Annotated in this window: 28 protein-coding genes; 22 read left to right on the forward strand and 6 right to left on the reverse strand. The window is 76.2% G+C overall.

The window, feature by feature from the left end; all coding sequences use genetic code 11:
• Positions 1–22 precede the first annotated feature (22 nt).
• The 4 genes from rpsK (at position 23) to AB6N23_RS01125 (ending at position 3,224) form a co-directional block, all read left to right on the forward strand.
• Positions 23–424, forward strand: a complete 402-nt coding sequence (gene rpsK / locus AB6N23_RS01110) for a 30S ribosomal protein S11 (RefSeq protein WP_013117847.1) — start codon at positions 23–25, stop codon at positions 422–424.
• Positions 425–635: 211 nt separating this feature from the next.
• Positions 636–1,649: a DNA-directed RNA polymerase subunit alpha gene (locus tag AB6N23_RS01115; protein WP_378202419.1), complete on the forward strand. Its 1,014-nt coding sequence runs from the start codon at positions 636–638 to the stop codon at positions 1,647–1,649.
• A gap of 61 nt (positions 1,650–1,710) precedes the next feature.
• The gene (gene rplQ, locus AB6N23_RS01120) at positions 1,711–2,247 is read left to right on the forward strand and encodes a 50S ribosomal protein L17 (RefSeq protein ID WP_412863912.1); all 537 of its coding nucleotides are present in this window, start codon (positions 1,711–1,713) and stop codon (positions 2,245–2,247) included.
• 179 nt (positions 2,248–2,426) lie between these two features.
• Entirely contained in the window at positions 2,427–3,224 is a 798-nt protein-coding gene (locus AB6N23_RS01125) for an alpha/beta fold hydrolase (protein WP_412863914.1), read from the forward strand.
• Positions 3,225–3,290: 66 nt separating this feature from the next.
• On the opposite strand, the gene AB6N23_RS01130 is transcribed toward AB6N23_RS01125, so the two are convergent.
• From AB6N23_RS01130 to AB6N23_RS01140, 3 genes are all read right to left on the reverse strand, one after another.
• Positions 3,291–3,788: a hypothetical protein gene (locus AB6N23_RS01130; protein ID WP_412863916.1), complete on the reverse strand. Its 498-nt coding sequence runs from the start codon at positions 3,786–3,788 to the stop codon at positions 3,291–3,293.
• A 20-nt stretch (positions 3,789–3,808) separates the two neighbouring features.
• A complete protein-coding gene (locus AB6N23_RS01135; RefSeq protein ID WP_412863918.1) occupies positions 3,809–4,177 on the reverse strand; it encodes a hypothetical protein in 369 nt (122 codons plus the stop codon).
• Between the two features lie 299 nt (positions 4,178–4,476).
• Complete coding sequence (locus AB6N23_RS01140; protein ID WP_378202433.1) at positions 4,477–5,241, reverse strand: ROK family protein; 765 nt, start codon at positions 5,239–5,241, stop codon at positions 4,477–4,479.
• A 140-nt stretch (positions 5,242–5,381) separates the two neighbouring features.
• On the opposite strand from AB6N23_RS01140, the gene AB6N23_RS01145 reads away from it, so the two are divergent.
• The gene (locus AB6N23_RS01145; protein WP_412863960.1) at positions 5,382–6,281 is read left to right on the forward strand and encodes a tRNA pseudouridine synthase A; all 900 of its coding nucleotides are present in this window, start codon (positions 5,382–5,384) and stop codon (positions 6,279–6,281) included.
• 37 nt (positions 6,282–6,318) lie between these two features.
• Here the strand turns inward: AB6N23_RS01145 and AB6N23_RS01150 are convergent, their stop codons facing one another.
• A complete protein-coding gene (locus AB6N23_RS01150; protein WP_412863920.1) occupies positions 6,319–6,819 on the reverse strand; it encodes a DUF5709 domain-containing protein in 501 nt (166 codons plus the stop codon).
• A gap of 94 nt (positions 6,820–6,913) precedes the next feature.
• Here AB6N23_RS01150 and AB6N23_RS01155 point away from each other — a divergent pair, with 94 nt between their 5' ends.
• From AB6N23_RS01155 to AB6N23_RS01190, 8 genes are all read left to right on the forward strand, one after another.
• Positions 6,914–8,596, forward strand: a complete 1,683-nt coding sequence (locus AB6N23_RS01155; RefSeq protein WP_412863922.1) for an ABC-F family ATP-binding cassette domain-containing protein — start codon at positions 6,914–6,916, stop codon at positions 8,594–8,596.
• A 210-nt stretch (positions 8,597–8,806) separates the two neighbouring features.
• Positions 8,807–9,250 (forward strand): 50S ribosomal protein L13, encoded by a 444-nt coding sequence (gene rplM, locus AB6N23_RS01160; protein ID WP_378202442.1) that lies wholly within the window; start codon positions 8,807–8,809, stop codon positions 9,248–9,250.
• A 46-nt stretch (positions 9,251–9,296) separates the two neighbouring features.
• On the forward strand, positions 9,297–9,785 hold the full coding sequence (gene rpsI, locus AB6N23_RS01165; RefSeq protein ID WP_378202446.1) for a 30S ribosomal protein S9: 489 nt from the start codon (positions 9,297–9,299) through the stop codon (positions 9,783–9,785).
• Between the two features lie 178 nt (positions 9,786–9,963).
• Positions 9,964–11,310 carry a phosphoglucosamine mutase gene (gene glmM / locus AB6N23_RS01170; protein WP_412863925.1) on the forward strand — a complete coding sequence of 449 codons (1,347 nt, stop codon included), beginning with the start codon at positions 9,964–9,966 and terminating at the stop codon, positions 11,308–11,310.
• A complete protein-coding gene (locus AB6N23_RS01175) occupies positions 11,307–11,984 on the forward strand; it encodes a peptide deformylase (RefSeq protein ID WP_412863927.1) in 678 nt (225 codons plus the stop codon). Before glmM ends, AB6N23_RS01175 begins: the two co-directional genes overlap by 4 nt.
• A gap of 41 nt (positions 11,985–12,025) precedes the next feature.
• Complete coding sequence (locus AB6N23_RS01180; protein ID WP_412863929.1) at positions 12,026–12,829, forward strand: glutamine amidotransferase; 804 nt, start codon at positions 12,026–12,028, stop codon at positions 12,827–12,829.
• A 93-nt stretch (positions 12,830–12,922) separates the two neighbouring features.
• On the forward strand, positions 12,923–13,633 hold the full coding sequence (locus AB6N23_RS01185; RefSeq protein WP_412863931.1) for a DedA family protein: 711 nt from the start codon (positions 12,923–12,925) through the stop codon (positions 13,631–13,633).
• A 221-nt stretch (positions 13,634–13,854) separates the two neighbouring features.
• Positions 13,855–14,472 (forward strand): hypothetical protein, encoded by a 618-nt coding sequence (locus AB6N23_RS01190; protein ID WP_412863933.1) that lies wholly within the window; start codon positions 13,855–13,857, stop codon positions 14,470–14,472.
• Between the two features lie 48 nt (positions 14,473–14,520).
• On the opposite strand, the gene coaA is transcribed toward AB6N23_RS01190, so the two are convergent.
• Positions 14,521–15,480 (reverse strand): type I pantothenate kinase, encoded by a 960-nt coding sequence (gene coaA, locus AB6N23_RS01195; protein ID WP_412863935.1) that lies wholly within the window; start codon positions 15,478–15,480, stop codon positions 14,521–14,523.
• A 119-nt stretch (positions 15,481–15,599) separates the two neighbouring features.
• Here coaA and glmS point away from each other — a divergent pair, with 119 nt between their 5' ends.
• Positions 15,600–17,456: a glutamine--fructose-6-phosphate transaminase (isomerizing) gene (glmS, locus tag AB6N23_RS01200; RefSeq protein ID WP_412863937.1), complete on the forward strand. Its 1,857-nt coding sequence runs from the start codon at positions 15,600–15,602 to the stop codon at positions 17,454–17,456.
• A gap of 76 nt (positions 17,457–17,532) precedes the next feature.
• Positions 17,533–17,889, forward strand: a complete 357-nt coding sequence (locus tag AB6N23_RS01205; protein ID WP_412863939.1) for a holo-ACP synthase — start codon at positions 17,533–17,535, stop codon at positions 17,887–17,889.
• Positions 17,890–18,265: 376 nt separating this feature from the next.
• On the opposite strand, the gene AB6N23_RS01210 is transcribed toward AB6N23_RS01205, so the two are convergent.
• Complete coding sequence (locus AB6N23_RS01210) at positions 18,266–19,252, reverse strand: LLM class F420-dependent oxidoreductase (protein WP_412863941.1); 987 nt, start codon at positions 19,250–19,252, stop codon at positions 18,266–18,268.
• Positions 19,253–19,355: 103 nt separating this feature from the next.
• Here AB6N23_RS01210 and AB6N23_RS01215 point away from each other — a divergent pair, with 103 nt between their 5' ends.
• The 7 genes from AB6N23_RS01215 to AB6N23_RS01245 form a co-directional block, all read left to right on the forward strand.
• The gene (locus AB6N23_RS01215; RefSeq protein WP_412863943.1) at positions 19,356–20,945 is read left to right on the forward strand and encodes a bifunctional ADP-dependent NAD(P)H-hydrate dehydratase/NAD(P)H-hydrate epimerase; all 1,590 of its coding nucleotides are present in this window, start codon (positions 19,356–19,358) and stop codon (positions 20,943–20,945) included.
• Entirely contained in the window at positions 20,942–21,583 is a 642-nt protein-coding gene (locus AB6N23_RS01220) for a nucleoside/nucleotide kinase family protein (RefSeq protein ID WP_412863945.1), read from the forward strand. Before AB6N23_RS01215 ends, AB6N23_RS01220 begins: the two co-directional genes overlap by 4 nt.
• A 72-nt stretch (positions 21,584–21,655) precedes the next feature.
• Positions 21,656–22,885 carry an alanine racemase gene (gene alr, locus AB6N23_RS01225; RefSeq protein WP_412863947.1) on the forward strand — a complete coding sequence of 410 codons (1,230 nt, stop codon included), beginning with the start codon at positions 21,656–21,658 and terminating at the stop codon, positions 22,883–22,885.
• Positions 22,882–23,430 carry a tRNA (adenosine(37)-N6)-threonylcarbamoyltransferase complex ATPase subunit type 1 TsaE gene (tsaE, locus tag AB6N23_RS01230; RefSeq protein WP_412863949.1) on the forward strand — a complete coding sequence of 183 codons (549 nt, stop codon included), beginning with the start codon at positions 22,882–22,884 and terminating at the stop codon, positions 23,428–23,430. Before alr ends, tsaE begins: the two co-directional genes overlap by 4 nt.
• Positions 23,427–24,116, forward strand: a complete 690-nt coding sequence (tsaB, locus tag AB6N23_RS01235) for a tRNA (adenosine(37)-N6)-threonylcarbamoyltransferase complex dimerization subunit type 1 TsaB (RefSeq protein WP_412863952.1) — start codon at positions 23,427–23,429, stop codon at positions 24,114–24,116. The genes tsaE and tsaB overlap by 4 nt, the downstream gene beginning before the upstream one ends.
• A complete protein-coding gene (gene rimI / locus AB6N23_RS01240; protein ID WP_412863954.1) occupies positions 24,113–24,613 on the forward strand; it encodes a ribosomal protein S18-alanine N-acetyltransferase in 501 nt (166 codons plus the stop codon). The genes tsaB and rimI overlap by 4 nt, the downstream gene beginning before the upstream one ends.
• 35 nt (positions 24,614–24,648) lie before the next feature.
• Positions 24,649–25,209, forward strand: a 561-nt coding sequence (locus AB6N23_RS01245) for a sulfurtransferase (protein WP_412863956.1), incomplete at its 3' end; no start/stop codon positions are given.

Raw genomic sequence — 25,209 nt, forward strand, 5'->3', positions numbered from 1 at the left:
GCAGACCCCGAGAGAAGAAGAGATGCCTCCCAAGTCCCGCACCGCCGTGCGCAAGCCGCGCCGCAAGGAGAAGAAGAACGTCTCCCACGGCCAGGCGCACATCAAGAGCACGTTCAACAACACCATCGTGTCCATCACGGACCCGTCCGGCGCCGTGATCGCCTGGGCCTCGTCCGGCCAGGTCGGCTTCAAGGGCTCGCGCAAGTCGACGCCGTTCGCCGCGCAGCTCGCCGCCGAGGCCGCCGCGCGTCGTGCGCAGGAGCACGGCATGCGCAAGGTCGACGTCTTCGTCAAGGGCCCCGGCTCGGGCCGTGAGACGGCGATCCGCTCGCTGCAGGCGACCGGCCTCGAGGTCGGCTCGATCCAGGACGTGACGCCGCAGGCCCACAACGGCTGCCGTCCGCCGAAGCGCCGCCGCGTCTGACCCGTCGACGGCCGGGACGGTGCCCCTCGGGGCCGTCCCGGCCCTCGCACGTCCGCCCCGCCGTCGTCCCGCCTCGCGGTGACGACGGCGGAGGGCGGACGGCACGACCGGACCACGACCGTCGCCCAGGACGTGCGGACCGAGCCACGTCCCGGCCAGCAGTACCTGCGGAGCGTCATATGGCGGACGCCCGCGGAGAGGAAACCCCACCGTGCTCATCGCACAGCGTCCCACCCTGACCGAAGAGGTCATCTCGGAGCACCGCTCGCGGTTCTCCATCGAGCCGCTCGAGCCCGGCTTCGGCTACACCCTCGGCAACTCCCTGCGCCGCACCCTGCTGTCGTCCATCCCGGGCGCCGCCGTCACGTCCATCCGGATCGACGGCGTGCTGCACGAGTTCTCGACGATCCCGGGTGTCAAGGAGGACGTCACCGAGATCATCCTCAACATCAAGAACCTCGTCGTCTCCTCGGAGAACGACGAGCCCGTCGTGATGTACCTGCGCAAGCAGGGTGCGGGTGTCGTCACCGCCGCGGACATCGTGCCGCCGGCGGGCGTCGAGGTGCACAACCACGACCTGCACCTCGCCACGCTGAACGACAAGGGCAAGCTCGAGATCGAGCTGACGGTCGAGCGCGGCCGCGGCTACGTGTCGGCGAACCAGAACAAGTCGCTCGACGCGGAGATCGGCCGGATCCCGGTCGACTCGATCTACTCGCCGGTGCTCAAGGTGACCTACAAGGTCGAGGCGACCCGTGTCGAGCAGCGCACCGACTTCGACAAGCTCATCGTCGACGTCGAGACCAAGCCGGCGATCAGCCCGCGCGACGCGCTCGCGTCCGCCGGCAAGACGCTGGTCGAGCTGTTCGGCCTCGCCCGCGAGCTGAACGTCGAGGCCGAGGGCATCGAGATCGGCCCGTCGCCGACCGACGCGGCCCTGGCTGCCGACCTCGCGCTCCCGATCGAGGACCTGCAGCTGACGATCCGCTCGTACAACTGCCTCAAGCGCGAGGGCATCCACACCGTGGGTGAGCTCGTGGCACGGTCCGAGGCGGACCTGCTCGACATCCGCAACTTCGGTGCGAAGTCCATCACCGAGGTCAAGGAGAAGCTGGCCGAGCTGGGCCTCACGCTCAAGGACAGCCCGCTGGACTTCGACCCGACCGCGTCGGGCGCGTACTACGGGGACGACGAGACCGACTTCGTCGAGGACGAGCAGTACTGACGACCGTCGGCCCGGGCCCACGGTCCGGCGTCGCCCTTTCTGATCCCAAGGAGTAGAGACCATGCCCACGCCCACCAAGGGTGCCCGGCTCGGTGGCAGCCCGGCGCACGAGCGGCTGATCCTCGCGAACCTCGCGACGGCGCTGTTCGAGCACAAGCGCATCACGACGACCGAGGCGAAGGCCAAGCGCCTGCGCCCGCTCGCGGAGCGGCTCATCACGTTCGCGAAGCGCGGCGACCTGCACGCGCGCCGTCGCGTGCTGACGGTCGTCCGTGACAAGGGCGTCGTGCACACGCTGTTCACGGAGATCGCGCCCGTCGTGGCCGACCGCCAGGGTGGCTACACGCGCATCACGAAGATCGGCGCCCGCAAGGGCGACAACGCGCCGATGGCCGTGATCGAGCTCGTGCTCGAGCCGCTCTCGCCGAAGCAGGCCGTCGTCAAGGAGGCCACGCAGGCCGCCAAGAAGGCCGCCCCGGTCGAGGAGGCCCCCGCCGAGGAGCCGACGACGGACGAGGCCGCCACGGACGAGGCCGCCACGGACGAGGCGCCCGCCGACGCCCCGGCCGACGAGGAGACGCAGGCCGACAAGGCCTGACCTCCCGCAGCAGCACCCGAGGGCCCGGACACCGCACGGTGTCCGGGCCCTCGCGCGTGCGCCCCGCGCGTGGCCGACCGACGCCGGCCTCACCGACCTCGCCCCGCCCCGGCCGGACGGGCTCCCGCCCGACGAGTCCCGGCCTGCGCCGTCCGGCCCTCCCTCGGTAGCGTCGGGCCATGGCCGCCCGCCCGACACCCGTCGTGCTCGTCCACGGCCTGCGCGCGTCCCGGACGATGTGGCGGGCCCAGGCCGAGGCGCTGGAGGCCACGGGGCGCACCACGCTCGCCGTCGACCTGCCGGGCCACGGGCGCCGGCTGGGGGAGCGGTTCACGCGCGCGGGCGCGGTGGCGGCCGTGCGGGACGGGGTCGACGCGGTCGGCGGTCGCGCGGTCGTCGTCGGCCTCTCGCTGGGCGGCTACACGGCCGTCGAGCACGCCGCGCGGCACCCCGAGCAGGTCGCCGGGCTCGTGGCCGCGGCGTGCTCGACGCGCCCGCACGGCCTCGCGCTGCGCGCGTGGGGCGCCGCGGCGTGGGGGTTCGCACGGCTGCCCGACCGGGGTGCGGCGGTCAACCAGTGGCTGGTCGACCGCACCATGCCGCCCACGGCGGCGGCCGACGTGGGCGCGGGCGGGTTCGCGCTCGACGTCGTGACGGACACGCTGCGGGAGATGGCCGGCGCGACGCCGGTGGCGGACCTCGCGCGGGTGACGGCGCCGGTGTGGCTCGTCAACGGGCGCTGGGACCACTTCCGCGGCGAGGAGGCGCGCTTCCTCGCGGCGTGCCGGGACGGGCGGCTCGTCGTCGTGCCCGGTGCCACGCACCTCGTGAGCCTCGTGCAGCCCGTGCGGTTCACGCGCGTGCTGCTGGAGGCGCTGGAGGAGGTCGACGCGCGCGAGGCGCAGGGTGCGGCGGTGGCCCGGCCGGGTGCAGTGCGAGCGGGCGGCGTGCGAGGGGCGGCCCGTCCCACGACCTGACCCGTCGTCGGACGTCGCTCGGGCCCGGCGGCCGCGTGCTCGGGCACCACGCCGCGGGCGGTGTGCTCAGGCCGGGGGGGAGGCCTGCCGCACCGCGACGGCGTCCGCGCGGTGCGCCTGCGCGAGCGTCTCCCGCCGTGCGGGCACGGCGGGCGTCGGTCCCGTGCGCGCGGGCGCGGGTCCGGCCTGCGCCCGCCGCGCGGCCCGCAGGGGCGCGAGGACGGCCTCCGCGTCGACCGTGCGCAGGAGCGGGTCGGCGGTGCGGCGCGCGAGCGCGGTGTTCCACTGCGGCGGACCCACGAGCACGACGACCAGCCCCGCAGGGTCGTGCACGGCGTAGAAGGTGGCGTCGGACGTCTCGACCACCGCCCGCACGGGCTCCGCGCCGGCCGTGTCGACGAGCGCGAGGGTCGTGGCGACGGCGCGCGCGGCGACGACGCGCTCGGCCGGGGCGTCGCCGTCCGCCAGCACGACCCGGTCCACGGGGTCGAGGGCGATGACGTGCGCGACGTCCGCGACGGCCTCCTGGAGGCCGTCGAGGACGTCACGGAGCTGGTCGGTCATGGGTGCGCCGGACCGGGGGCTCAGAGCTCGAGCTGGTCCTCGAGCGCCTTGAGCGCGCGGCGGGCGAGGGCCAGGTTGGCCCGCCCGCGGTCGAGGACGAGGTACGAGAAGACGCCGGCGAGGTCGGGCCGCGACGACAGCCGGATGAGGTGGTACTGGCCGGACAGCGTGATGAGGATGTCCTCGATCTGCTCGTCGAGCCCGAGGCTGTCGATCGCGCGCAGCTTGGCGCGGATCACCTCGGTGTTCACGGCGGCGGCGAGCTCGAGGTCGAACGGCACGACGTTGCGCGTCGCGAGGGCCATGCCGCTGCCGAGGTCGACGAGGGCGATGGCGAGGGCGCCGTCGAGGTCGAGGACCTGCTGCAGGGCGGCGTCGGGCGTGGCCATGGTGGTGGCCCCTTCTTCTGGTGGAGGCGTCCGGGGGTCCCCCGGCGTGGGCGTGGGCGCGTTCCCAACCCGCGCCTCGATCATCGTGAGCGGGTGGTCCGCGGGCGGCAACAGGGCGTCCCGGCCGGATCGTGCGGGTTGTCCGCATCCGCGCCGGGTTCGTCCCGGACCGTCCTCCCGGGTTTCACCCGCGCCGCGCCGGGGGTCACCCGATCGCCTGGAGGCGCACCGCGGTGGTCACGCGGCTCCGTCACGGGCGTCGGCCGTGCCCGTGAGACGGGTGCCCGCGGGTGGTCGCCTCAGCCGGCGAGCGCCCAGGCGCGCACGCCGCCGACGATCCCGGCCTGGTTCGGTACGACGACGACGTCGTCGCCCAGCCGCTCGAGCGTCGCCGCCGTGATGGCGCGCGCGTTGCCGCCGCCCAGGTAGAGCCGGTCCCAGTGGAAGACGGGTCGGAACCCCTCCACGACACGGCGGACGCGCCGCGACCACAGCCCGTCGCCGAGCCGTGCCCGCTCGTGCTGCCCGACGTACGCGTCGTACGTGGTGCCCCAGCGCACGGGGGCGTGCGACAGCTCGAGGTGCGGCGCGATGCGTCCCCCGTCGAACAGCGCCGAGCCGAGCCCCGTGCCGAGCGTGAGCACGAGCTCCAGCCCCGTGCCGGAGACGACGCCCGCACCGTGCACCTCGGCGTCGTTCAGCACCAGGGTGGGGACCCCGAGGCGGGCCTCGAGCAGCGCCCGCACGTCGCAGCCCTGCCAGGCCGCGACGAGCTCGGGCAGGACGGCGGTCCGCGGCCCGGACCGGGTCACGTAGTGCGGCGTCGCGACCACGACGCCGTGCCGGATCATCCCGGGCACCCCGACGGTCGCGCGCCCGGCGGGCGGCAGGTCCGCCGCGATGGCCGCGATCGTCTCGACGAGCCGCTCGGGCGGCAGCGGGTAGGGCGTGGGCACGCGGACGGCCGGGACGTGCAGCGTGCCGGCGGCGTCGAGCACCGACGCCTTGATGCCGCCGCCGCCGCAGTCGACGGCGAGCGTGTACGGGTCGGACGCGGGCGGCACGCCGACCACGGTAGCGCCGCGGTTAGCGTGGGCCCGTGCGCAGCGAGGACGAGGTCGGGACCGACGACGCGACGGCCGGGGCCCCGCCGGGCACGGCGGCGACCGACGTGCCGGACCGCACCGGCGCCCCCGGCGCCGACGTGCTGCGCCTCCGGCTCGACCTCGCCTACGACGGCTCCGACTTCTCGGGGTGGGCCCGCCAGCCGGGTCTCCGCACCGTGCAGGGCACCCTCGAGGATGGCCTCGCGACGGTGCTGCGCACGGGCCCGCGCGGCGAGCCCGCGCCCCGCGTGACGGTCGCCGGCCGGACGGACGCGGGCGTGCACGCCCGCGGGCAGGTCGCGCACGTCGACGTCACGGCGGACGCGCTCGCGGCGGCGCGCGGCCGCTCGGACCGCGAGGCCGTCGACGCGCTCACGAGCCGGCTCGGGGGCGTGCTGCCCGCCGACCTCGTCGTGCACCGCGTCACCCGTGCACCGGACGGCTTCGACGCCCGGTTCGGCGCGCTGCGCCGCCGGTACGCCTACCGGGTCGTGGACGACGCGGCCGCTCGGGACCCGCTGCGCCGCGCGTGGGTGCTGTGGCACCGGCACCGGCTCGACGTCGCCGCGATGGACGAGGCGGCGCGGCGCCTCGTGGGTCGGCACGACTTCGCGGCGTACTGCAAGCCGCGCCCGGACGCCACGACGATCCGCACGCTGGAGGAGTTCACGTGGCGCCGGCCCGCGGACGGCCCGGACGCGGGGCTCGTCGTCGCGCACGTGCAGGCCGACGCGTTCTGCCACTCCATGGTCCGTGCGCTCGTCGGCGCGAGCCTGGCCGTGGGGGAGGGGCGACGCGGCGTGGACTGGCCGCACGCGCTCCTGGTCGGGCGGCGACGGGAGGGCGGGGCGACCGTCGTCGCGCCGCACGGGCTCACGCTCGAGGAGGTCACGTACCCGGCGGACGGGGAGCTCGCGGAGCGGGCCGGACGCACGCGCGCCCGGCGCGGGGCCCACGAGGTCGAGGGCGCGCCCGCGCCGGGCGGCTGCTGCGGCTGACGTGCGGACGCCGGCGCGAAGGGCGGCGCCGGACCGGTCAGAGGCGGTCGTCGGGCGACGTCTCGTCGTCGCCGGTGACCTCGTCGTCGTCCGCCGTGGCGGGTGCGTCGGGGTACGCCTCCTCGTAGTCCTCCTCGAGCACGTGCACGGCGGCCTCCTCCGCGGTCGCGGCACCGCCGGCGACGCCCGCGTCGACCGCGAACTCGCTCGTGCCGCCCGCGTCGACGGCGTCCGTGTCCTCGACGATCCGGCCGGCGCGGAGCTCGTCGCGGTCCGGCGGCGGGGGCGTGGTGGCGTCCCACACCTCGGGCTCCTCCTGGGCGACGCGCTGGTCGAGCGTCTCGCCGCGCGCCTCCTCCCAGTGCGTCTCTCCGAACCGGCTCGACGCCGGGCGGTCGCGCTCCGGCGGGACGATCCACTCGTCGAGCAGGTCGCCGGTGCCGCGGTCGGACATCGAGTCCTCACCGGGCAGCTGGTTGCTGTCGCCCTCGGACCCGAGGGCGGGGTCGGTGCTGGTGGCCGGGGTGTCCTCGCTCATGCCACGACCCAAGCACCGCCCGGGGCACCTCGCCACAGCAGCGGCCGGGGATATGGGGTTGGGGCCCGGCGGCCCGCGCGGGGACACTGCCCGCATGGGTCACCTCGAGGTCGCGGGCGTCGGCTGGACGCTCCCCGACGGCCGTCCGCTGCTGGACGACGTGTCGTTCCGGGTCGGCGAGGGGCACCGCACGGCGCTCGTCGGCCCCAACGGGATCGGGAAGTCGACGCTGCTGCGGGTCGTCACGGGTGAGGTCGAGCCGCACGCGGGCGCCGTCGTGCGCAGCGGCGGGCTGGGCGTCATGCGCCAGGAGGTGGGGCGCATCGACGACGACCGGACGGTGCGCGACCTGCTGGCGTCGCTGGCGCCGCCGGCGGTGCGGGACGCGGCGACGGAGCTGACGGCCGCGGAGCTGCTCATGATGGAGCGCGACGACGAGCCGACCCAGCTGCGGTACGCCCAGGCGCTCGCGGACTGGGCGGACGTCGGCGGGTACGACGCGGAGGCGGGCTGGGACCTGGTGACCGACGCCGTGCTGTCGCTGCCGTTCGAGCGCGCGCAGCACCGCGACGTGCGGACGCTGTCCGGCGGCGAGCAGAAGCGGCTCGTGCTCGAGGCGCTGCTGCGCGGCCCGGACGAGGTGCTCGTCCTCGACGAGCCCGACAACGCGCTCGACGTGCCGACCAAGCGCTGGCTCGAGGACCGCCTGGTCGCGTCGCCGAAGACGGTGCTGCTGGTCAGCCACGACCGGGAGACGCTCGCGCGTGTGGCGACCCACGTCGCGACGCTCGAGCCGACGGCGGTGGGCGCGCGGGCCTGGGTGCACGGCGGCGGCTTCGCGACCTACGCCCGCGCCCGCGAGGAGCGGCGCGCGCGGCTGGAGGAGCTGGCGCGGCGGTGGGACGAGGAGCACGCGAAGCTGCGCGAGCTCGTGCTCACGCTCAAGACGAAGGCGGCCTTCAACGACGGGCTCGCGTCCCGCTACCAGGCGGCGCAGACGCGCCTGCGCAAGTTCGAGCAGGCGGGGCCGCCGGTGGTGGTGGCCCGGGACGAGCGCGTGCGGGTGCGCCTGACGGGCGGGCGGACCGCCAAGCGGGCGGTGGTCGCGCAGGGCCTCGAGCTGACGGGTCTCATGCAGCCGTTCGACCTCGAGGTCTGGTACGGCGAGCGGGTGGCCGTGCTCGGCTCGAACGGCTCGGGCAAGTCCCACTTCCTGCGGCTGCTGGCGGCGGGCGGCACCGACCCCGCGCCCGAGCACGCGCCGGCGGGCGACCTGCACCCGGCGCCCGTCGCGCACACGGGCACGGTCGTGCTCGGCTCGCGCGTGCGGCCGGGGTGGTTCGCGCAGAACCACGTGCACCCGGAGCTGGCGGGCCGCACCCTGCTGGACGTGCTGCACCGCGGCGACGGGCACCGGTCGGGCATGGGGCGGGAGGCCGCGAGCCGCGCCCTCGACCGGTACGGGCTCGTGGCGGCCGCCGAGCAGCGCTACGAGACGCTGTCCGGCGGCCAGCAGGCGCGGCTGCAGATCCTGCTGCTGGAGCTGGCGGGTGCGACGCTGCTGCTGCTCGACGAGCCGACGGACAACCTCGACCTGCAGTCCGCGGAGGCGCTCGAGGCGGGGCTGGCCGCGTTCGACGGGACGGTGCTGGCAGTCACGCACGACCGGTGGTTCACGCGCACGTTCGACCGGTTCCTGGTGTTCGGCGCGGACGGCGAGGTGGTCGAGACGCCGGAGCCGGTGTGGGACGTGGGACGGGTCGCACGCGCGCGCTGACGACGCCTTTTGCCCTGCGTCCCCCGGGCCGGTACTCTGGGTGGTCGTTGTGCGTCCCCTGTCGCGCACCGGTGGCTTCTCACCACTGCGTGCCGATGGCCGTCCTGGTGCGATCCCACTCGCCGGGCCGGGATGCTCCGACAGCCATCTCGGTCGGTCGCCCCTGCGCGCCCGGCCATGACACGCAACACGAGACAGAGGCCCACACCCGTGCGCACGTACACCCCGAAGCCCGGCGACGTCGAGCGGAACTGGTACGTCATCGACGCGTCCGACGTCGTCCTCGGCCGCCTGGCCACCCACGTGGCCACGCTGCTGCGCGGCAAGCACAAGCCGACGTTCGCGCCCCACGTCGACGGCGGCGACTTCGTCATCGTCGTGAACGCCGAGAAGATCGCCCTGACCGGCAACAAGCGCGAGACCAAGCTCGCCTACCGGCACTCCGGCTACCCGGGCGGCCTCCGTGCCACCCGCTACGCCGACCTCCTCGAGAAGCACCCCGAGCGTGCCATCGAGAAGGCCGTCCGCGGGATGCTGCCCCGTACGACCCTCGGTCGTCAGCAGCTGAGCAAGCTCAAGGTCTACGCCGGCCCCGAGCACCCGCACGCAGCCCAGCAGCCGAAGCCGTTCGAGCTGACCCAGGTGGCGCAGTAGGCCCCGGGCTGCTGCGGCAGTGACGAACACAGAACGCGAGGACATCGTGGCTCAGACCACCGTCGAGAACGACTACGAGGGCGACGAGACGCCCACCAGCTACACCTCGGAGAGCTCCGCTCCCGTCGGGCGCGGGCAGTCCCTGACCGCTCCCGGCCAGGCGCTCGGCCGCCGCAAGGAGGCCGTCGCGCGCGTCCGCCTCATCCCCGGCACCGGCCGGTGGACGATCAACGGCCGCCAGCTCGAGGAGTACTTCCCCAACAAGGTGCACCAGCAGCTGGTCAACAGCCCGCTGAAGGCCGTGGACGTCGAGGGTCGTTTCGACGTCGTCGCCCGCATCACCGGCGGCGGCGTCTCGGGCCAGGCCGGTGCCCTGCGCCTCGGCATCGCCCGTGCGCTCAACGCGATCGACGCGGAGCACAACCGCCCGGCGCTCAAGAAGGCCGGCTTCCTCACGCGTGACGCACGCGTGGTGGAGCGCAAGAAGGCCGGTCTGAAGAAGGCGCGCAAGGCGCCGCAGTACTCGAAGCGCTGATCCAGCGCTCGCTGCCGATGGCCCCGCGGGTCTGCCGACCTGCGGGGCCATCGGTGTGCTCGGGGGTCCCCGCCGGACGTGCGGCGCATGTGCGCCACGCCGCGCCGGGACCCGGAGGGACCACTGACGCCCGACGTACCGTGGACGCGGCCGCCGGGCGGGACGAAGGAGTCGTGTGATGGGTCGACTGTTCGGCACGGACGGTGTCCGGGGCCTCGCGAACCGCGACGTGACGGCCGAGCTCGCGCTCGACGTCTCGGTCGCCGCGGCGCACGTGCTCGCGAGCCGTGGCGCGTTCGAGGGGCACCGCCCCCGCGCGGTGGTGGGACGCGACCCGCGCGCGTCCGGGGAGTTCCTCTCCGCGGCGGTGGCCGCGGGCCTCGCCTCCGCCGGGGTCGACGTCGACCTCGTGGGCGTGCTGCCCACGCCCGCGGTGGCGTTCCTCACCGGCAAGCGCGGCGTCGACCTCGGCGTGGTGCTCTCCGCCTCGCACAACCCGATGCCGGACAACGGCATCAAGTTCCTCGCCCGCGGCGGCCGCAAGCTCGAGGACGACGTGGAGGCGGCCATCGAGGCACGCCTCGGCGACGACTGGGACCGCCCCGTGGGCGCCGACGTCGGCCGGATCCGCGTCGACGTGGGCCTGGCCGGCCAGCAGTACGTCGAGCACCTCGTGGGCACCATCGGCACGCGCCTCGACGGCCTGCGGATCGTCGCGGACTGCGCCAACGGCGCCGCCAGCGAGGTCGGCCCCGCCGCCCTGCGCGAGGCCGGCGCGGACGTCGTCGTCATCAACGCGTCCCCGGACGGCCGCAACATCAACGAGGACGCCGGCTCCACGCACCCCGAGCCGCTGCAGGCGGCGGTCGTCGCGGCGCACGCGGACCTGGGCGTCGCGTTCGACGGCGACGCGGACCGGTGCCTCGCGGTGGACGCGCAGGGCGACCTCGTCGACGGCGACCAGATCATGGGCGTCCTCGCGATCGCGCTGCACGAGCAGGGTGCGCTGCCGCACGACACCCTCGTCACGACCGTGATGAGCAACCTGGGCCTGCGGCTCGCGATGCAGGCCGCCGGGATCGCGACCGTCGAGACGGCCGTCGGCGACCGGTACGTGCTCGAGGCCATGCGCCAGGGCGGCTACGGCCTCGGCGGCGAGCAGTCGGGCCACATCATCATGGCGGAGCACGCCACCACCGGCGACGGCGTGCTGACCGCGCTGCAGCTGGCGGCGCGCGTCGCGTCGACGGGCCGCACGCTCCAGGAGCTCGCGGGCGTCGTCCGGCGCCTGCCGCAGACGCTCGTCAACGTGCCCGGCGTCGACCGCGCGCGCACGGACGACGGCCCCCTGCGCGACGCCGTGCAGGCCGCGGAGAAGCAGCTCGACGGCACGGGCCGCGTGCTCCTGCGCCCGTCCGGGACCGAGCCGCTCGTGCGGGTCATGGTCGAGGCCGGCACGCAGGAGGAGGCCGACCGCGTCGCGCACGAGCTCGCCGGCGTGGTGCGCGAGCGCCTGGCGCTGTGACGGACGACGCCGCCCGCACGGCACTGCGGACGCTGACGACGCAGGTGCTCGAGCGCGCCCGCGCCGCCGGGCCCGACGCCGTGGCGCCCATCGTGCAGGCGGGGCACCCGGCCCTGCGTACGCCGGCGCTGCCCTACGACGGGCAGCTCGCCGACGCCGAGCTCGGTGAGCTCGTCGCGCTCATGCACCGCACCATGCGGGCCGCGCCGGGCGTCGGGCTCGCCGCGCCGCAGATCGGCCTGCCGCTCGCGCTCGCCGTCGTCGAGGACCCGGGCGTGCCGGACCCCGATGTGGCCGCCGCGCGCGAGCGTACCCCGGTGCCGGCCCGCGTGCTCGTCAACCCGACGTACGCGCCCGTCGACGACGAGCGCGTCGCGTTCTACGAGGGCTGCCTGTCGGTGGTCGGCTACGTCGCCGTGGTCGCCCGGCCCCGCCGCGTGCGGCTCACGTGCCTGGACGAGCACGGCGCGGCCGTCGACGAGGTGCTCACGGGCTGGCCGGCGCGCATCGTGCAGCACGAGACGGACCACCTGCGCGGCACGCTGTACCTGGACCGCGCCGAGACGCGATCGTTGGCGGCCACGGACGGCCTCGGCGCACACTGGGCGTCGGAGCCGGTCCCGCACGAGGCCGCGCGCACCCTCGGGTTCGCGCTGCCCCCGCACGCCGGCTGAGGTCCGGGCGCCCGTCCCGGTCCGTCCCGCCGGAGGTGCGCGTGCGACCGTTCCTGTTCCTCGGCGTGCGTCCCGAGGACGCCGCCGCCGACGACGAGTACGCCGCCATGCTGCGGTGCACGGGCCTGAGCGAGGCGACGCTGCGGCGCGTGCGGCTCGAGGCCGCGCCGCTGCCGGACGTGGACCTCGACGCGTGGTCGGGGATCGTCCTCGGCGGCGGACCGTTCTGCGTCAGCGACCCCGAGGACGCCAAGTCGCCCGTGCAGCGGCGGGTCGAGGCCGACCTCGCGCGGCTGCTCGACGCGGTGGTGCCCGCGGACGCGCCGTTCTTCGGCGCCTGCTACGGCATCGGCACGCTCGGCCGCCACCAGGGCGGGCTCGTGGACCGGAGCCACCCCGAGCCCGTCGGCGCGGTGACCGTCGAGCTGACCGCGGCCGGTCGCGCCGACCCGGTGCTCGGCTCCGCGCCGCCGACGTTCGGCGCGTTCGTCGGGCACAAGGAGTCGTTGACGGTGCCGCCGCCGCACGCGGTCGTGCTCGCGTCGTCGGCGGGCGCCCCGGTGCAGGCGTTCCGGGTCGGGCGGCACGTGTACGCGACGCAGTTCCACCCCGAGCTGGACGTGGCCGGGCTGACGACGCGCGTCGAGGCGTACCGGTACGACGGGTACTTCGCGCCGGAGGAGGCGGCGGACGTCGTGGGGGCGGCGCGGGCGAGCGGCGTGCAGGTCCCCGGGGTGCTGCGCGCGTTCGTCGACCGGTACGCGCGCCCCGACCTCCTCCCGGGGAACGACACCGCGTCGCCGGGCGTTCACCCACGGACGGAGATCCGGGCGGCTCAGGGCTGAATCGGGGGGAAACCCCATGTCCTCGCCGTCGCGCGGGCCCTAGCGTGGGTCGTGCCGACCTCACCGAGGGGTGGGGGACGAGGGGAGCAGGACGTGGAGCAGTGGACGCTGGAGCTGGCGGGCTCGCCGTGGATCTTCCCGGTCCTCTACGCCTTCGCGACCATCGACGGGTTCTTCCCGCCGATCCCGAGCGAGTCGGTCGTCATCGCGCTGACGTCGCTGTCCGTGTCCACGGGCCGCCCGCTGCTGTGGCTCGTGGTCGTGGTGGCCGCGCTCGGCGCCTTCACGGGTGACCAGATCGCGTACCAGATCGGCCGGCACGTGCGGATCCGCGAGCTGCGGTGGTTCCGCGGCCGGCGCGGCCACGCGGTGCTCGACTGGGCGGAGCGGGCGCTCGCGACCCGTGGCGCCGCGTTCGTCATCGCCGCCCGCTACATCCCCATCGGCCGCGTCGCCGTCAACATGACGGCGGGCGCCCTCGGGTTCCGCCGCTCGCGCTTCGTGCTGCTCACCGGCATCGCCGCGGTGACCTGGGCGCTGTACTCGACGGCGATCGGCGTCGGCGCCGGCCACGTCCTCGGGCACGACAACCCGGTGCTCGGGGTCGTCGTCGGGGTGGTCGGCGGTCTCGTGATCGGCCTGGTCGTCGACTGGGTGCTCCGCCGGGTGACCGGTCTGTCGGCGCACCACGCCGAGCGCCGGGCGGGCGGGTCGGTGACACGGGTCCAGCGCGACGCGCTGCCCGCCGACGACGAGGAGGGTGTCACTGCGGCCCCCGTCGTCCGCGGCACGTCGGCGGCCTGACCGCCGGTCAGCGGCCGTCACGGTCGGTCGAGGTCACGATGACCTCACGATCGGGTGCGCTGTGACAACGATCCGGTATCGGCCGACCGGGTGACGTCCGCACCGGCCTAGGCTCACCCTCGGGGCGACTCCGGCGTCGTCCCTCCCCGCCCACGCGAGGCCCCCGGACCACGGGGGTCCACCGTCGTGCGCCCGGGGACGGAGCGGCACGGGGTGGACGGATGCGCAGGGGGCGGGGGGCGACGTGGGCGCTGCTCACGGCCGTCGTCGTGCTGCCCACCGCCGCCGCGTGCGCGCCGGGCGGCGGACCCGCGGGGGCGGCCGCGTCCGCGTCGCGGACGGCGCAGGTCCGCGCCGAGGCCAGCTGCCTCGTCCCCGAGGTGCTCCGCGCGCTCGCGCTCGAACCGCTCCCCGTGCCGACGGCGTCGCCCGCACCGCCCGTCGACCGGGGGACGCCCCCGGACGGGTTCGTCGCCGACACCGTGCTCGTGTGCGGGCGCGGCGAGCCACTGCGCGACAGCGCCGGCACGTGGCACTCCGTGACGTCGACCCGGCTCGAGGGCGACCTGACGGAGCTGCTGCGGCTCGTGGAGCGCCGCGCCACCCCGGAGCCGTGCGCGACCGGACCCGCGCCGCAGGTGTGGCTCGTCGACGCGCTCGACGACGCCGTGCTGCTGCCCGAGGGGCTCGCGTGCGCCGGCGACGGCGACGCGGTGGGCGGTGCGCTCGCGGAGCTCGACGTCGTGCGGCGCACGGAGGAGCCCGTGGTCCTCGCGGTCCCGGCCGACGCGGGTGCGCTCGGCCCGGGCGCACCCGGGGCGCGCGCCGCGGCGCCCTGACCCCTCCGGTCCGGCTGCCCGACCCCGCGGCGCCCGGCCCCTCCGGCGTCAGAGCTTGCGCAGGCGCACCCGCTGCACGGCGTGGTCGGGGCCCTTGGTGAGGACGAGCGTCGCGCGGGACCGCGTCGGCAGGATGTTCTGCTCGAGGTTCGGCGCGTTGATCGAGCCCCAGATCTCCTCGGCCCGCGCGACGGCCTGCGCGTCCGTCAGCGACGCGTACCGGTGGAAGTACGACTCCGGCCGCGCGAACGCCGTCGCCCGCAGCGACAGGAACCGGTCGACGTACCACTGCTTCACGTCGGACGTGCGGGCGTCGACGTAGATCGAGAAGTCGAAGAAGTCGCTCAGCGCGAGGTTCGACGCACCCTCGGCGGTCGGCCGTGCCGGCTGCAGCACGTTCAGCCCCTCGACGATGAGCACGTCCGGCTGGCGCACCACGACCTCCGCGCCCGGGACGATGTCGTACGTCAGGTGGTCGTACACCGGCACCGTCACCTCGGGCCGGCCCGCCTTCACCTTCGACACGAAGCGCAGCAGCGCGCGCCGGTCGTACGACTCGGGGAAGCCCTTGCGCTGCAGCAGGCCGCGTCGCTCGAGCTCGGCGTTCGGGTGCAGGAAGCCGTCCGTGGTGACGAGCTCGACGTGCGGCGTCGCCGGCCAGCGGGCGATCAGCTCGCGCAGCAGCCGCGCCGTCGTCGACTTGCCGACCGCGACCGACCCCGCCACGCCGATGACGTACGGCGTGCGGCCGACGTCCTCGCGCAGGAACGTGCTCGTCGCGCGGTGCAGGCCGCGCGTGCCCTGGATGTACAGGTCGAGCAGCCGGGACAGCGGCCGGTAGATCGCGTCCACCTCGGCCAGGTCGATCGGGTCGCCGAGCCCGCGCAGGCGCGCGACGTCGGCGTCGGTGAGGGGGAGCGGGGTCGACGCGGACAGGCGGGTCCACGCCTCGCGGTCCAGGTCGACGTACGGGGTGGCGGGCACCACGGTGGGGGGCGACGTCGGCACCCGTCGATTGTGGCGCACCGGGGGACCGCCGCCCGTCGGGGCGCGTCGCGGCCCGGCGTGACGGGCGGCACGCGCCCGTCCGGACCGCCGACGACCGCCCAGTCGTTAGGATCGTCGCCATGTGCGGGATCGTCGGGTACGTCGGGAGCCAGCAGCCGAGCGGTCGACCCCTGGAGGTCGTCCTCGAAGGGCTGCGGAGGCTGGAGTACCGGGGGTACGACTCCGCCGGTGTCGCGCTCGTGTCGCCGGGGGCGTCGCTCGCCACCGCGAAGAAGGCGGGCAAGCTCGCCAACCTCGTCGAGGAGATCGACTCCCACCCGATGCCCGCGGCCACCGCGGCGATCGGCCACACGCGGTGGGCGACGCACGGCGGCCCGACCGACGTGAACGCGCACCCGCACGTGTCGGACGGCGTCGCCGTGATCCACAACGGCATCGTCGAGAACTTCGCGACGCTCAAGGCGGAGCTCGAGGTCGCCGGCGTCGCGTTCACGTCGGAGACCGACACCGAGGTCGTCGCGCACCTCGTCGCGCGGCAGTACGCGCAGACGCCCGACCTCACCGTCGCGCTGCGCACGGTCGCGCAGCGGCTGCACGGCACGTTCACCCTGCTCGCCGTGCACGAGGACGACCCGACGACGGTCGTCGGCGCGCGGCACGACTCCCCGCTGGTCGTCGGCCTCGGCGACGGCGAGAACTTCCTCGGCTCGGACGTCAGCGCGTTCATCGCGTCCACGCGCGACGCCCTCGAGCTGGGCCAGGACCAGGTCGTCACCATCACGCCGACCGAGGTCACCGTCACCGACTTCGCCGGCACGCCCGTCGAGGCCCGCCGGTTCACGGTCGACTGGGACGCCAAGGCCGCCGAGAAGGGCGGCTTCCGGTCCTTCATGGACAAGGAGATCCACGACCAGCCGCAGGCGGTCGCGGACACGCTGCTCGGCCGCACCGACACGACCGGCCGGCTGGTGCTCGACGAGATGCGGATCGACGAGTCGGTGCTGCGCGCCGTCGACAAGATCGTCGTGGTGGCGTGCGGCACGGCCGCGTACGCCGGGCACGTCGCCAAGTACGCCATCGAGCACTGGTGCCGCATCCCCGTCGAGGTCGAGCTCGCGCACGAGTTCCGCTACCGCGACCCGGTCGTCGACGAGCGCACGCTCGTCGTCGCCGTCTCGCAGTCCGGCGAGACGATGGACACGCTCATGGCGGTCCGGCACGCGAAGGAGCAGGGTGCGACGACCCTCGCGATCGTCAACACCCACGGCTCGACGATCCCGCGCGAGTCCGACGCGGCGCTGTACACGCACGCCGGCCCCGAGATCGCGGTCGCCTCCACGAAGGCGTTCCTCTCGCAGATCACCGCGGCCTACCTGCTCGGCCTGTACCTGGCGCAGCTGCGCGGCAACAAGTACGCGGACGAGGTCGGGCAGGTGCTCGACGAGCTGCGCGCGATCCCCGACAAGATCCAGCAGGTCCTCGACCGGGCCGGCCGCGTGCGCGAGATCGCGCGCTGGATGGCGGACACGCAGTCCGTGCTGTTCCTCGGCCGGCACGTCGGCTACCCCGTCGCGATGGAGGGCGCGCTCAAGCTCAAGGAGCTCGCCTACATCCACGCCGAGGGCTTCGCCGCGGGCGAGCTCAAGCACGGGCCGATCGCCCTCATCGAGCCCGGGCAGCCGGTGTTCGTGGTGGTGCCGTCGCCGCGCGGGCGTGACTCGCTGCACTCGAAGATCGTCTCGAACATCCAGGAGATCCGGGCGCGCGGCGCCCGCACGCTCGTCATCGCCGAGGAGGGCGACGAGGCGGTCCGCCCGTACGCCGACGAGGTGTTCACGGTCCCGCAGACGTCCAGCCTGCTCGCGCCGCTGCTCGCGGTCGTGCCGCTGCAGATCTTCGCGTGCGAGCTCGCGACGGCCAAGGGCCTCGACGTGGACCAGCCCCGCAACCTGGCCAAGTCCGTCACGGTCGAGTGAGCGCGCGGGGGCGGGGCGTCGTCGTCGCGGGCCGCCGCGTCGGCGTCCGCCCGGCCCGCCGCGCGGGCGGCCGCGCGTGATCGTCGGCGTCGGCATCGACGTCGTCGACGTCGCGCGGTTCCTCGCGACGATCGAGCGCGTCCCCGGGCTGCGCACGCGCCTGTTCACGCCGGACGAGCGGGACCTGCCGCCCGCGTCGCTCGCCGCGCGGTTCGCCGCCAAGGAGGCGATCGCGAAGGCCCTCGGCGCGCCGCCCGGGATGAGCTGGCAGGACGCGACCGTGCGCCGGGTCGCGGGCGCGCAGCCGGTCGTGGAGATCACCGGGACCGTGCAGGCCCGCGCCCACGAGCTCGGCGTCGACCGGTTCCACCTGTCGATCTCCCACGACGCGGGCATCGCCTCGGCCGTCGTCGTCGCCGAACGCGACGCCTGACCTCGCGCGTCGCCTCGAGCGTCGCCCGGGCCGCCCCGGCGAGGTTCCGACCGGCGACGTCGCCGCCCCGGTACCGACCTCGCCGGGGACGGCGCGACCGCAGATATCGCACCGCGTCGAGCTCGTCGCATGTGCGTCGACCTCGTCACGGAGACCTGACGAGGTCGATGCTGGGGTGACGAGGTCGGCGCCGCGTGCGCCGAGGTCGCCGGTTCGGCGTCGACATCGCCGGTCGGGGGCGGCGATGTCGGCGCCGGAGCGGCGATCTCGACGGCGAGAGGGCTCGGCGGCGGGCCGGGGCGGGTGCGGGAGGCTGGACGCACGACGCCCCGGTGCTCGTCCGTGGGACGGGCGCCGGGGCGTCGGGCGGGTCGCGTCAGCGCAGGTGCGGGACGACCTCGCTCGTGAAGAGCTCGATGCCCGAGCGGTCGTACGCCGCCTCGGCGAAGTACGTGATCGCGTACGTCATGCCGAGGCCCTCGAGCTCGCGGAGCTTCTCGACGATCTGCTCCGGCGTGCCCACGAGCGGACCCCGGGACCACTGCGCGAACTCGCGGTCGGCGCTGTCCGGCACCGTCTGCCGCAGGTGCTCGTGGACCCACGCGAGGCGGTCGTCGACCTCGGCTTGGGTGCGGCCGATGACGACGTTGTAGTTGGCCGAGCGCGTGATCTCGTCGAACGGGCGGCCGACGGCCTCGCAGTGCCCGCGCAGGATCTCCGACTTGTGCGCGAAGCCCTCGGGCGTGCCGTCGAAGTTCGTGTAGGCGGCGTGCTGCGCGGCGATGCGCAGCGTCTTCTTCTCACCGCCGCCGGCGATCCACAGCGGCGGGCCGCCGGCCTGCAGCGGCAGCGGCGACAGCTGCGCGCCGTCGACCTGGTAGTGCCGGCCGTCGAGCGTCGCGACGCCGTCCGTCCACAGCCGGCGGAAGATCTGCACGCCCTCGTCGAGCATCGCGATGCGCTCGCCGGCCGTGGGGAAGCCGTAGCCGTACGCGCGCCACTCGTGCTCGTACCAACCGGCGCCGATGCCCATCTCGACACGGCCGCCGGACACGTGGTCCGCGGTCGTGGCGACCTTGGCGAGGTAGGCGGGGTTGCGGTAGCCCATGCACGTGCACATCTGGCCGAGGCGCACGCGCTCGGTCACGGCGCCGAAGGCCGTGACGAGGCTCCACGCCTCGTGCGTCGCCTCGCCGTTGGGCTCGGGCACGGCGTGGAAGTGGTCGTAGACCCAGATCGACTCGTAGGCGTCACCGGCGTCGGCCCACTGCGCGAGCCCACGCATGACGGGCCAGTGCTGCTGGGGGTCGATGCCGGTGAGGTCCTGCCGCCAGCCCTGGGGGATGAAGAGTCCGAAGCGCATGCGTCGCACGCTATACCGCGCCAGGGCACGGCTCCGGCCGGGTCGACGATCCGGACGCGGGCCGCCGCTCGCACGGTTCTCGGCCGCGGGCCAGGATGGTCGGGTGCTGCTCGCCCACGACCCCGACGACGTCCGCGCGGCCGAGGAGCCGCTGCTCGCGGCCGGTGCGCCGCTCATGGACCGGGCCGCGTTCGCCCTCGCGGTGCGGACGGCGCACGTGCTGCGGGCCGCACGGGGGCGGGTCGCCGGGGCGCACGTCGTCCTGCTCGTCGGCGCGGGGAACAACGGCGGCGACGCGCTGCACGCCGGTGCGCGGCTGGCGCGCCGGGGCGTGCGCGTCACGGCCCTGCTGGCGGCCCCGCGGGTGCACGCGGGCGGGCTCGCGGCGCTGGAGGCCGCGCACGGCCGTGTGGTGCGGGTCGACGACCTCGCCCCCGACGACCTCGCCCCTGACGACCTCGGCGCCGAGGACGCGACACCGGACGACGTCGCACCCGGGCGTGCGTCGGGCGAGCCCCCGGTCCCGTCCCAGGTCCCCCCGCTGCTCGCGCACGCGGACGTGGTGCTGGACGGGCTGCTCGGCATCGGGGCCCGCGGCGGCGGCGTGCGCGGGGCCGCCGGCACGCTCGTGGCGGCGCTCGCGGACGCGCGGTCCGCGGCGGGCCGGCCGCTCGTCGTGGCCGTGGACGTGCCGTCGGGCATCGGCGTCGCGGACGGCACCGCCGCGGGCGCGGTCGTGCAGGCCGACCTGACGGTGACGTTCGGCGCGGCCAAGCCGGGGCTGCTGCTGCCGCCGGCGGCGACCGCCGCGGGTGCGGTCGAGGCCGTGGACATCGGGCTGACCCTGCCCACGCGTCCCGCGGTCGCGCGGCTGGAGACCTCCGACGCGGCCGACCTGTGGCCCGTGCCGGGCGGGACCGCGCAGAAGTACTCGCGCGGCGTGCTCGGCGTCGTGGCCGGGTCGGCGGCGTACCCCGGTGCGGCGGTGCTGTCCGTGTCGGGCGCGCTGGGCGCGGGCGTCGGCATGGTGCGGTACGTCGGCGACGCGGGGCCGCAGGTGCTCGCGGCGCACCCCGAGGTGGTCGTGGGGGAGGGACGCGTGCAGGCGTGGGTGCTGGGCTCCGGCGTCGCGCCCGACGACGACGCGCAGCGCGACCGCGTCCGCACGGCCCTCGCGCACGCCGTCCGGCACGGCGAGCCGGCTGTCGTCGACGCGGGCGCGCTCGACCTGCTGCCGGAGCGCGTGCCCCCGCACGTCGTGCTGACGCCGCACGCCGGGGAGCTCGCGACGCTGCTGCGCGCCCGGGGCGACGACGTCGACCGCGCCGACGTCGAGGCGGCGCCGCTCGCGCACGCCCGTCGCGCGCACGAGCTCACCGGCGCGACCGTCCTGCTCAAGGGCGGCGTCACCGTCGTCGTCGGGCCGCACGGCACCGTGTACGCGCAGGCCGACGCGCCCGCGTGGCTCGCGACCGCGGGGGCGGGCGACGTGCTCGGCGGCGTCCTGGGCGCCGTGCTGGCGGGTCGCGCGGCCGACGTCCCGGCCGATCCGACGCTGCCGGCGGCGCTCGCCGCCCTCGCCGCGCTCGTGCACGGGCGTGCCGCCCACGAGGCGAACCCGGGCGGCCCGGTCGCGGCGTCCGACGTGGCCCGGGCCGTGCCGGCGGTCGTGCGCGCGCTGGTGGGCGCGTGACGGACGCGGCCCCGCTGCACCCGGCGCTCGTCGCCCGGGTCGACGCGCTCCTCGCCCGCGGCGGCCGCCGGCTGCTCGGGCTGGCGGGTCCACCCGGGGCGGGCAAGTCGACGCTCTCCGCGCAGGTCGCCGCGGTCTACGGGGACCGGTGCGTCGTCGTCCCGATGGACGGCTTCCACCTCGCGCAGAGCACGCTCGAGCGCCTCGGCCGGGCGGACCGCAAGGGGGCGCCCGACACATTCGACGCCGACGGCTGGGTCGCCCTGCTGCGGCGGCTGCGCGCCCCCGAGCCGGGGAGCACCGTGTGGGCGCCGGAGTACCGGCGCGACCTGCGGCACGGCGTCACCGGTGCCGTCGCGGTGCCGGCGGACGTGCCGCTCGTCGTCGTCGAGGGCAACTACCTGCTGCTCGACGCGCACGGCTTCGGGCCGGTGGCCGCCCTCCTCGACGAGTCGTGGTTCCTGGCGCCGGACGACGACGAGCGCCTGCGCCGCCTCGTGGCGCGGCACGAGCGGTTCGGCAAGTCGCCGGAGGCGGCGCGCGCGTGGTCGACGGGGCCCGACGAGGCGAACGCGCGGCTGGTCGCCGACGGCGCCGCCCGCGCGGACCTCGTCGTGCCGCCCGAGCTGCTGGGGTGACGTCCCGGACGACGCGGCGCACGGCGCCGCGGTGCGCCGGCCCGCGCGCGCCGCGGTGAGAGACTGGGACCCGTGAACGACTTCCCGGCACGCGTGGTCGTCGACCTCGGCGCGGTGCGCGGCAACGTCCGCTCGCTCGCCGCGCACGCCCCCACCGCGCAGGTCATGGCCGTGGTCAAGGCGGACGCCTACGGGCACGGGCTCGTGCCCGTCGCGCTGGCCGCGCTCGAGGGCGGCGCCACCTGGCTCGGCACCGCGCAGGTCACCGAGGCGCTGCACCTGCGCCGCGCCGGGGTCACCGGCGCACGCGTGCTCGCCTGGCTGTACGCACCGGGCGCGCCCCTGCGCGAGGCCGTCGAGGCGGACGTCGACCTGGGCGTCGCGGCGCCCTGGGCGCTCGACGAGGTCGCGGCCGCGGCGCGCGCCGCCGGGCGCACCGCCCGCGTGCACCTCAAGGTCGACACGGGGCTGAGCCGCAACGGGCTCGTCCCGGGGCAGCTGCCCGACGTGCTCGCCGCGGCGCGGGCGCTCGAGGCGGAGGGCGTCGTCGACGTCGTCGGCGTGTTCTCGCACCTCGCGCTCGCGGACGAGCCGGGGCACCCGACGGTGCGGGCGCAGGCCGACGCGTTCGCGCAGGCCGTCGGTGCCGTCGAGCGCGCCGGGGTGCGGCTCGAGGTCCGGCACCTCGCCAACGCCGCCGCGACCCTCACCGAGCCCGCGCTGCACTGGGACCTCGTGCGCCCGGGCATCGCCGTCTACGGCCTGTCGCCCGTGCCGCAGGTGGCGGGGCCGGACGCGTACGGACTGGTGCCGGCGATGACGTTCGAGGCCGAGCTCGCGACGGTCAAGCCGGTCCCCGCGGGCGCGGGCGTGTCGTACGGGCACCGGTACGTCGTGCCGCGCGACACCGTGCTCGGCGTCGTGCCGGTGGGCTACGGCGACGGCGTGCCGCGCCACGCGTCCGGCACGCAGGACCGGCCCGGCGGCCCGCTGCAGGTCGGGGGGCGGCGGCTCGGCGTCGCGGGACGCGTCTGCATGGACCAGGTCGTCGTCGACCTCGGACCCGGCGCACGCGACGCCGCCGGCGACCGGGTCGTCCTGTTCGGGCCGGGCACGGACGGCGAGCCGACCGCGCAGGACTGGGCCGACGCGGCGGGCACGATCTCCTACGAGATCGTCACGCGCGTCGGCGGCCGCGTGCCCCGCACCTACGTCGAGAGCGACCGGCCGGCCGGGGACGCCCCCGACGCCGTCGCGCACGCCGCCCACCCGTCCGTCCCCGTCCCCGGAGGAGTCGCGTGACCGCCCCCGACCACGTCGTCCGCCTGCCCGACGCCGACACGACCCGTGCCTGGGGGCGCGCGCTCGCGGGCGTGCTGCGCGCCGGCGACCTCGTCGTGCTCTCCGGCGACCTCGGCGCCGGCAAGACGACGCTCGCGCAGGGTCTCGGCGCGGGGCTGCACGTGCGCGGGCAGGTCGCGTCGCCGACGTTCGTCATCGCGCGCGAGCACCCGCCGCTGCCGCGCCCGGACGGGTCGCGCGGGCCCGCGCTCGTGCACGTGGACGCGTACCGGCTCGGCTCGTTCGACGAGGTGGAGGCGCTCGACCTCGACGCGAGCCTCGACGAGGCCGTGACCGTGGTCGAGTGGGGCGAGGGCTGGGTCGAGCCGCTGGCGGAGGACCGGCTGGAGGTCCGCCTGGAGCGGCCGCACGGCGGGCTCGGCGCGGACGACGACGTGCAGGACGCGGCGGCGGGCGAGCGCGTGCTCACCGTGCGGGCCGTGGGGGAGCGCTGGCGCGGGGTCGCGCTGCCGGGCGCGCCGGCGACGACGGAGGAGGGCGCATGACCTGGCTGGGCATCGACACGTCGGGGGAGGTCGCGGTCGCGCTCGTGCGGCCCGACGGGACCGGGGAGGCGCTCTCGGAGGACACGCCGCGCCGCCACGTCGAGCAGCTCGCCCCGTTCGTCCGCGAGCTGCTGGAGCGCCAGGGTGTCGGCCCGGGGGACCTGGAGGCGGTCGTCGTCGGCACGGGTCCGGCGCCGTTCACGGGCCTGCGGGTCGGGCTGGTGACCGCGCGCGTCCTCGGGCTCGCGCTCGGGGTGCCCGTGCTCGGCGTGCCGAGCCTGGACGCGCTGGCGGCGGCTGCGGCGCAGCGGCGGCTCGACGAGGGCACCCCTGTGCTCGTCGTCACGGACGCGCGCCGCCGCGAGGTCTACTGGGCGCGCTACGAGGTGCGCGGCGGGACGGCCGTGCCGGTCGGCGGTCCGGACGTCGCGGCGCCCGGGGACGTGCCGCGCGCGGACGGCGAGGTCGTGCTCGGCGCGGGCCGCGACCTGTATCCCGACGTGTTCGGCGCCCCGGACGCGCGGTTCGCGCCGGAGATGCCGTGGGAACGCGCACCGAGCCCGGTCCACCTCGTCCGTCTCGCGCAGCAGCGGGCGGCGGCCGGGCAGGACCTGCCCGTCGAGCCGCTCTACCTGCGCCGCCCCGACGCGCAGCCCCCGACCGCTCGCAAGCGGGTCCTGGCGTGACGTCGGCCGTGCCGGGCGCGCCGGCGGGCACCCCCGCCGGCGGCGCCGTCACGGTGCGGCCCCTCACCGTCGACGACCTGCCCGACCTCGTCCGCCTCGAGGGCGAGCTGTTCGGGGCGGGCGCGTGGTCCCGGGAGTCCCTGCGCGAGGAGCTCCGCGGTCCCGGGCGCACGTACGTCGGCGCGGTGCTGCCCGACGGTCGGCTCGTCGGGTACGCGGGCACGTGGTTCGACGGGTACGACGTCCAGGTCATGACGGTCGGCACGGACGCCGCCCACCAGGGCCGCGGCATCGCCCGGACGATGCTCGTCCACCTGCTCGACGCCGCCCGCGCGACCGGTGCCGAGGCGGCGCTCCTCGAGGTGCGGGTCGACAACGACCCGGCGATCCACCTGTACGAGAGCCTGGGCTTCACCCGGCTCGGCCGGCGCCGCGGCTACTACCAGCCGGAGAACGCCGACGCCTGGACGATGCGCCGGGACCTGCGCGCGCGCTGAGCCGCGCGGTGCCCGCACCCGACGAGGAGGACGCGATGACCGACGCCCCGACCCCCGCCCGCCGGCCCGACGACGCGGACGCGCTGCGCCGCGCCGTCCTCGTGGACGTCGACGAGCTGGCCGCGCTGCTCGCCGACGACGACCCGCCCGCGGTCCTCGACGTGCGGTGGGCGCTGGGCCGCACCGACGGGCGCGAGCAGCACCTCGCGGCGCACGTGCCCGGCGCGGTCCACGTCGACCTCGACACCGAGCTCGCCGCACCGCCGAGCCCCGCGGCCGGCCGGCACCCGCTGCCGGCGGTGGCCGACCTCGAGCAGGCGGCCCGCCGGTGGGGGCTGCGGGAGGGGCAGGCCGTGGTGGCGTACGACGCGGTCGGCGGCACGTCGGCGGCCCGCGTGTGGTGGCTGCTGCGCTGGGCGGGCCTGCGGGACGTGCGGCTCCTCGACGGCGGGCTGGCGGCGTGGACGGCGGCCGGGCACGCGGTGGAGGCGGGGGACGTCGTGCCGGAGCCGGGCGACGTCGTGCTCGCGGGCGGCCGGCTGCCGACGGTCGACGCCGACGGCGCGGCGGCGCTCGTCGACGCCGGCGTGCTGCTC

It is taken from the genome of Cellulomonas pasadenensis (genome assembly GCF_047229365.1).
In the GTDB taxonomy this organism is placed as follows: domain Bacteria; phylum Actinomycetota; class Actinomycetes; order Actinomycetales; family Cellulomonadaceae; genus Cellulomonas.

Bases quoted from the DNA above. Each gene is read 5' to 3' on its own strand.
- rpsK (WP_013117847.1), top strand. From the start codon at position 23: ATGCCTCCCAAGTCCCGCACCGCCGTGCGCAAGCCGCGCCGCAAGGAG.
- rplQ (WP_412863912.1), top strand. From the start codon at position 1,711: ATGCCCACGCCCACCAAGGGTGCCCGGCTCGGTGGCAGCCCGGCGCAC.
- AB6N23_RS01125 (WP_412863914.1), top strand. From the start codon at position 2,427: ATGGCCGCCCGCCCGACACCCGTCGTGCTCGTCCACGGCCTGCGCGCG.
- AB6N23_RS01130 (WP_412863916.1), bottom strand. From the start codon at position 3,788: ATGACCGACCAGCTCCGTGACGTCCTCGACGGCCTCCAGGAGGCCGTC.
- AB6N23_RS01135 (WP_412863918.1), bottom strand. From the start codon at position 4,177: ATGGCCACGCCCGACGCCGCCCTGCAGCAGGTCCTCGACCTCGACGGC.
- AB6N23_RS01150 (WP_412863920.1), bottom strand. From the start codon at position 6,819: ATGAGCGAGGACACCCCGGCCACCAGCACCGACCCCGCCCTCGGGTCC.
- AB6N23_RS01155 (WP_412863922.1), top strand. From the start codon at position 6,914: ATGGGTCACCTCGAGGTCGCGGGCGTCGGCTGGACGCTCCCCGACGGC.
- glmM (WP_412863925.1), top strand. From the start codon at position 9,964: ATGGGTCGACTGTTCGGCACGGACGGTGTCCGGGGCCTCGCGAACCGC.
- AB6N23_RS01190 (WP_412863933.1), top strand. From the start codon at position 13,855: ATGCGCAGGGGGCGGGGGGCGACGTGGGCGCTGCTCACGGCCGTCGTC.
- glmS (WP_412863937.1), top strand. From the start codon at position 15,600: ATGTGCGGGATCGTCGGGTACGTCGGGAGCCAGCAGCCGAGCGGTCGA.
- AB6N23_RS01210 (WP_412863941.1), bottom strand. From the start codon at position 19,252: ATGCGCTTCGGACTCTTCATCCCCCAGGGCTGGCGGCAGGACCTCACC.
- tsaB (WP_412863952.1), top strand. From the start codon at position 23,427: ATGACCTGGCTGGGCATCGACACGTCGGGGGAGGTCGCGGTCGCGCTC.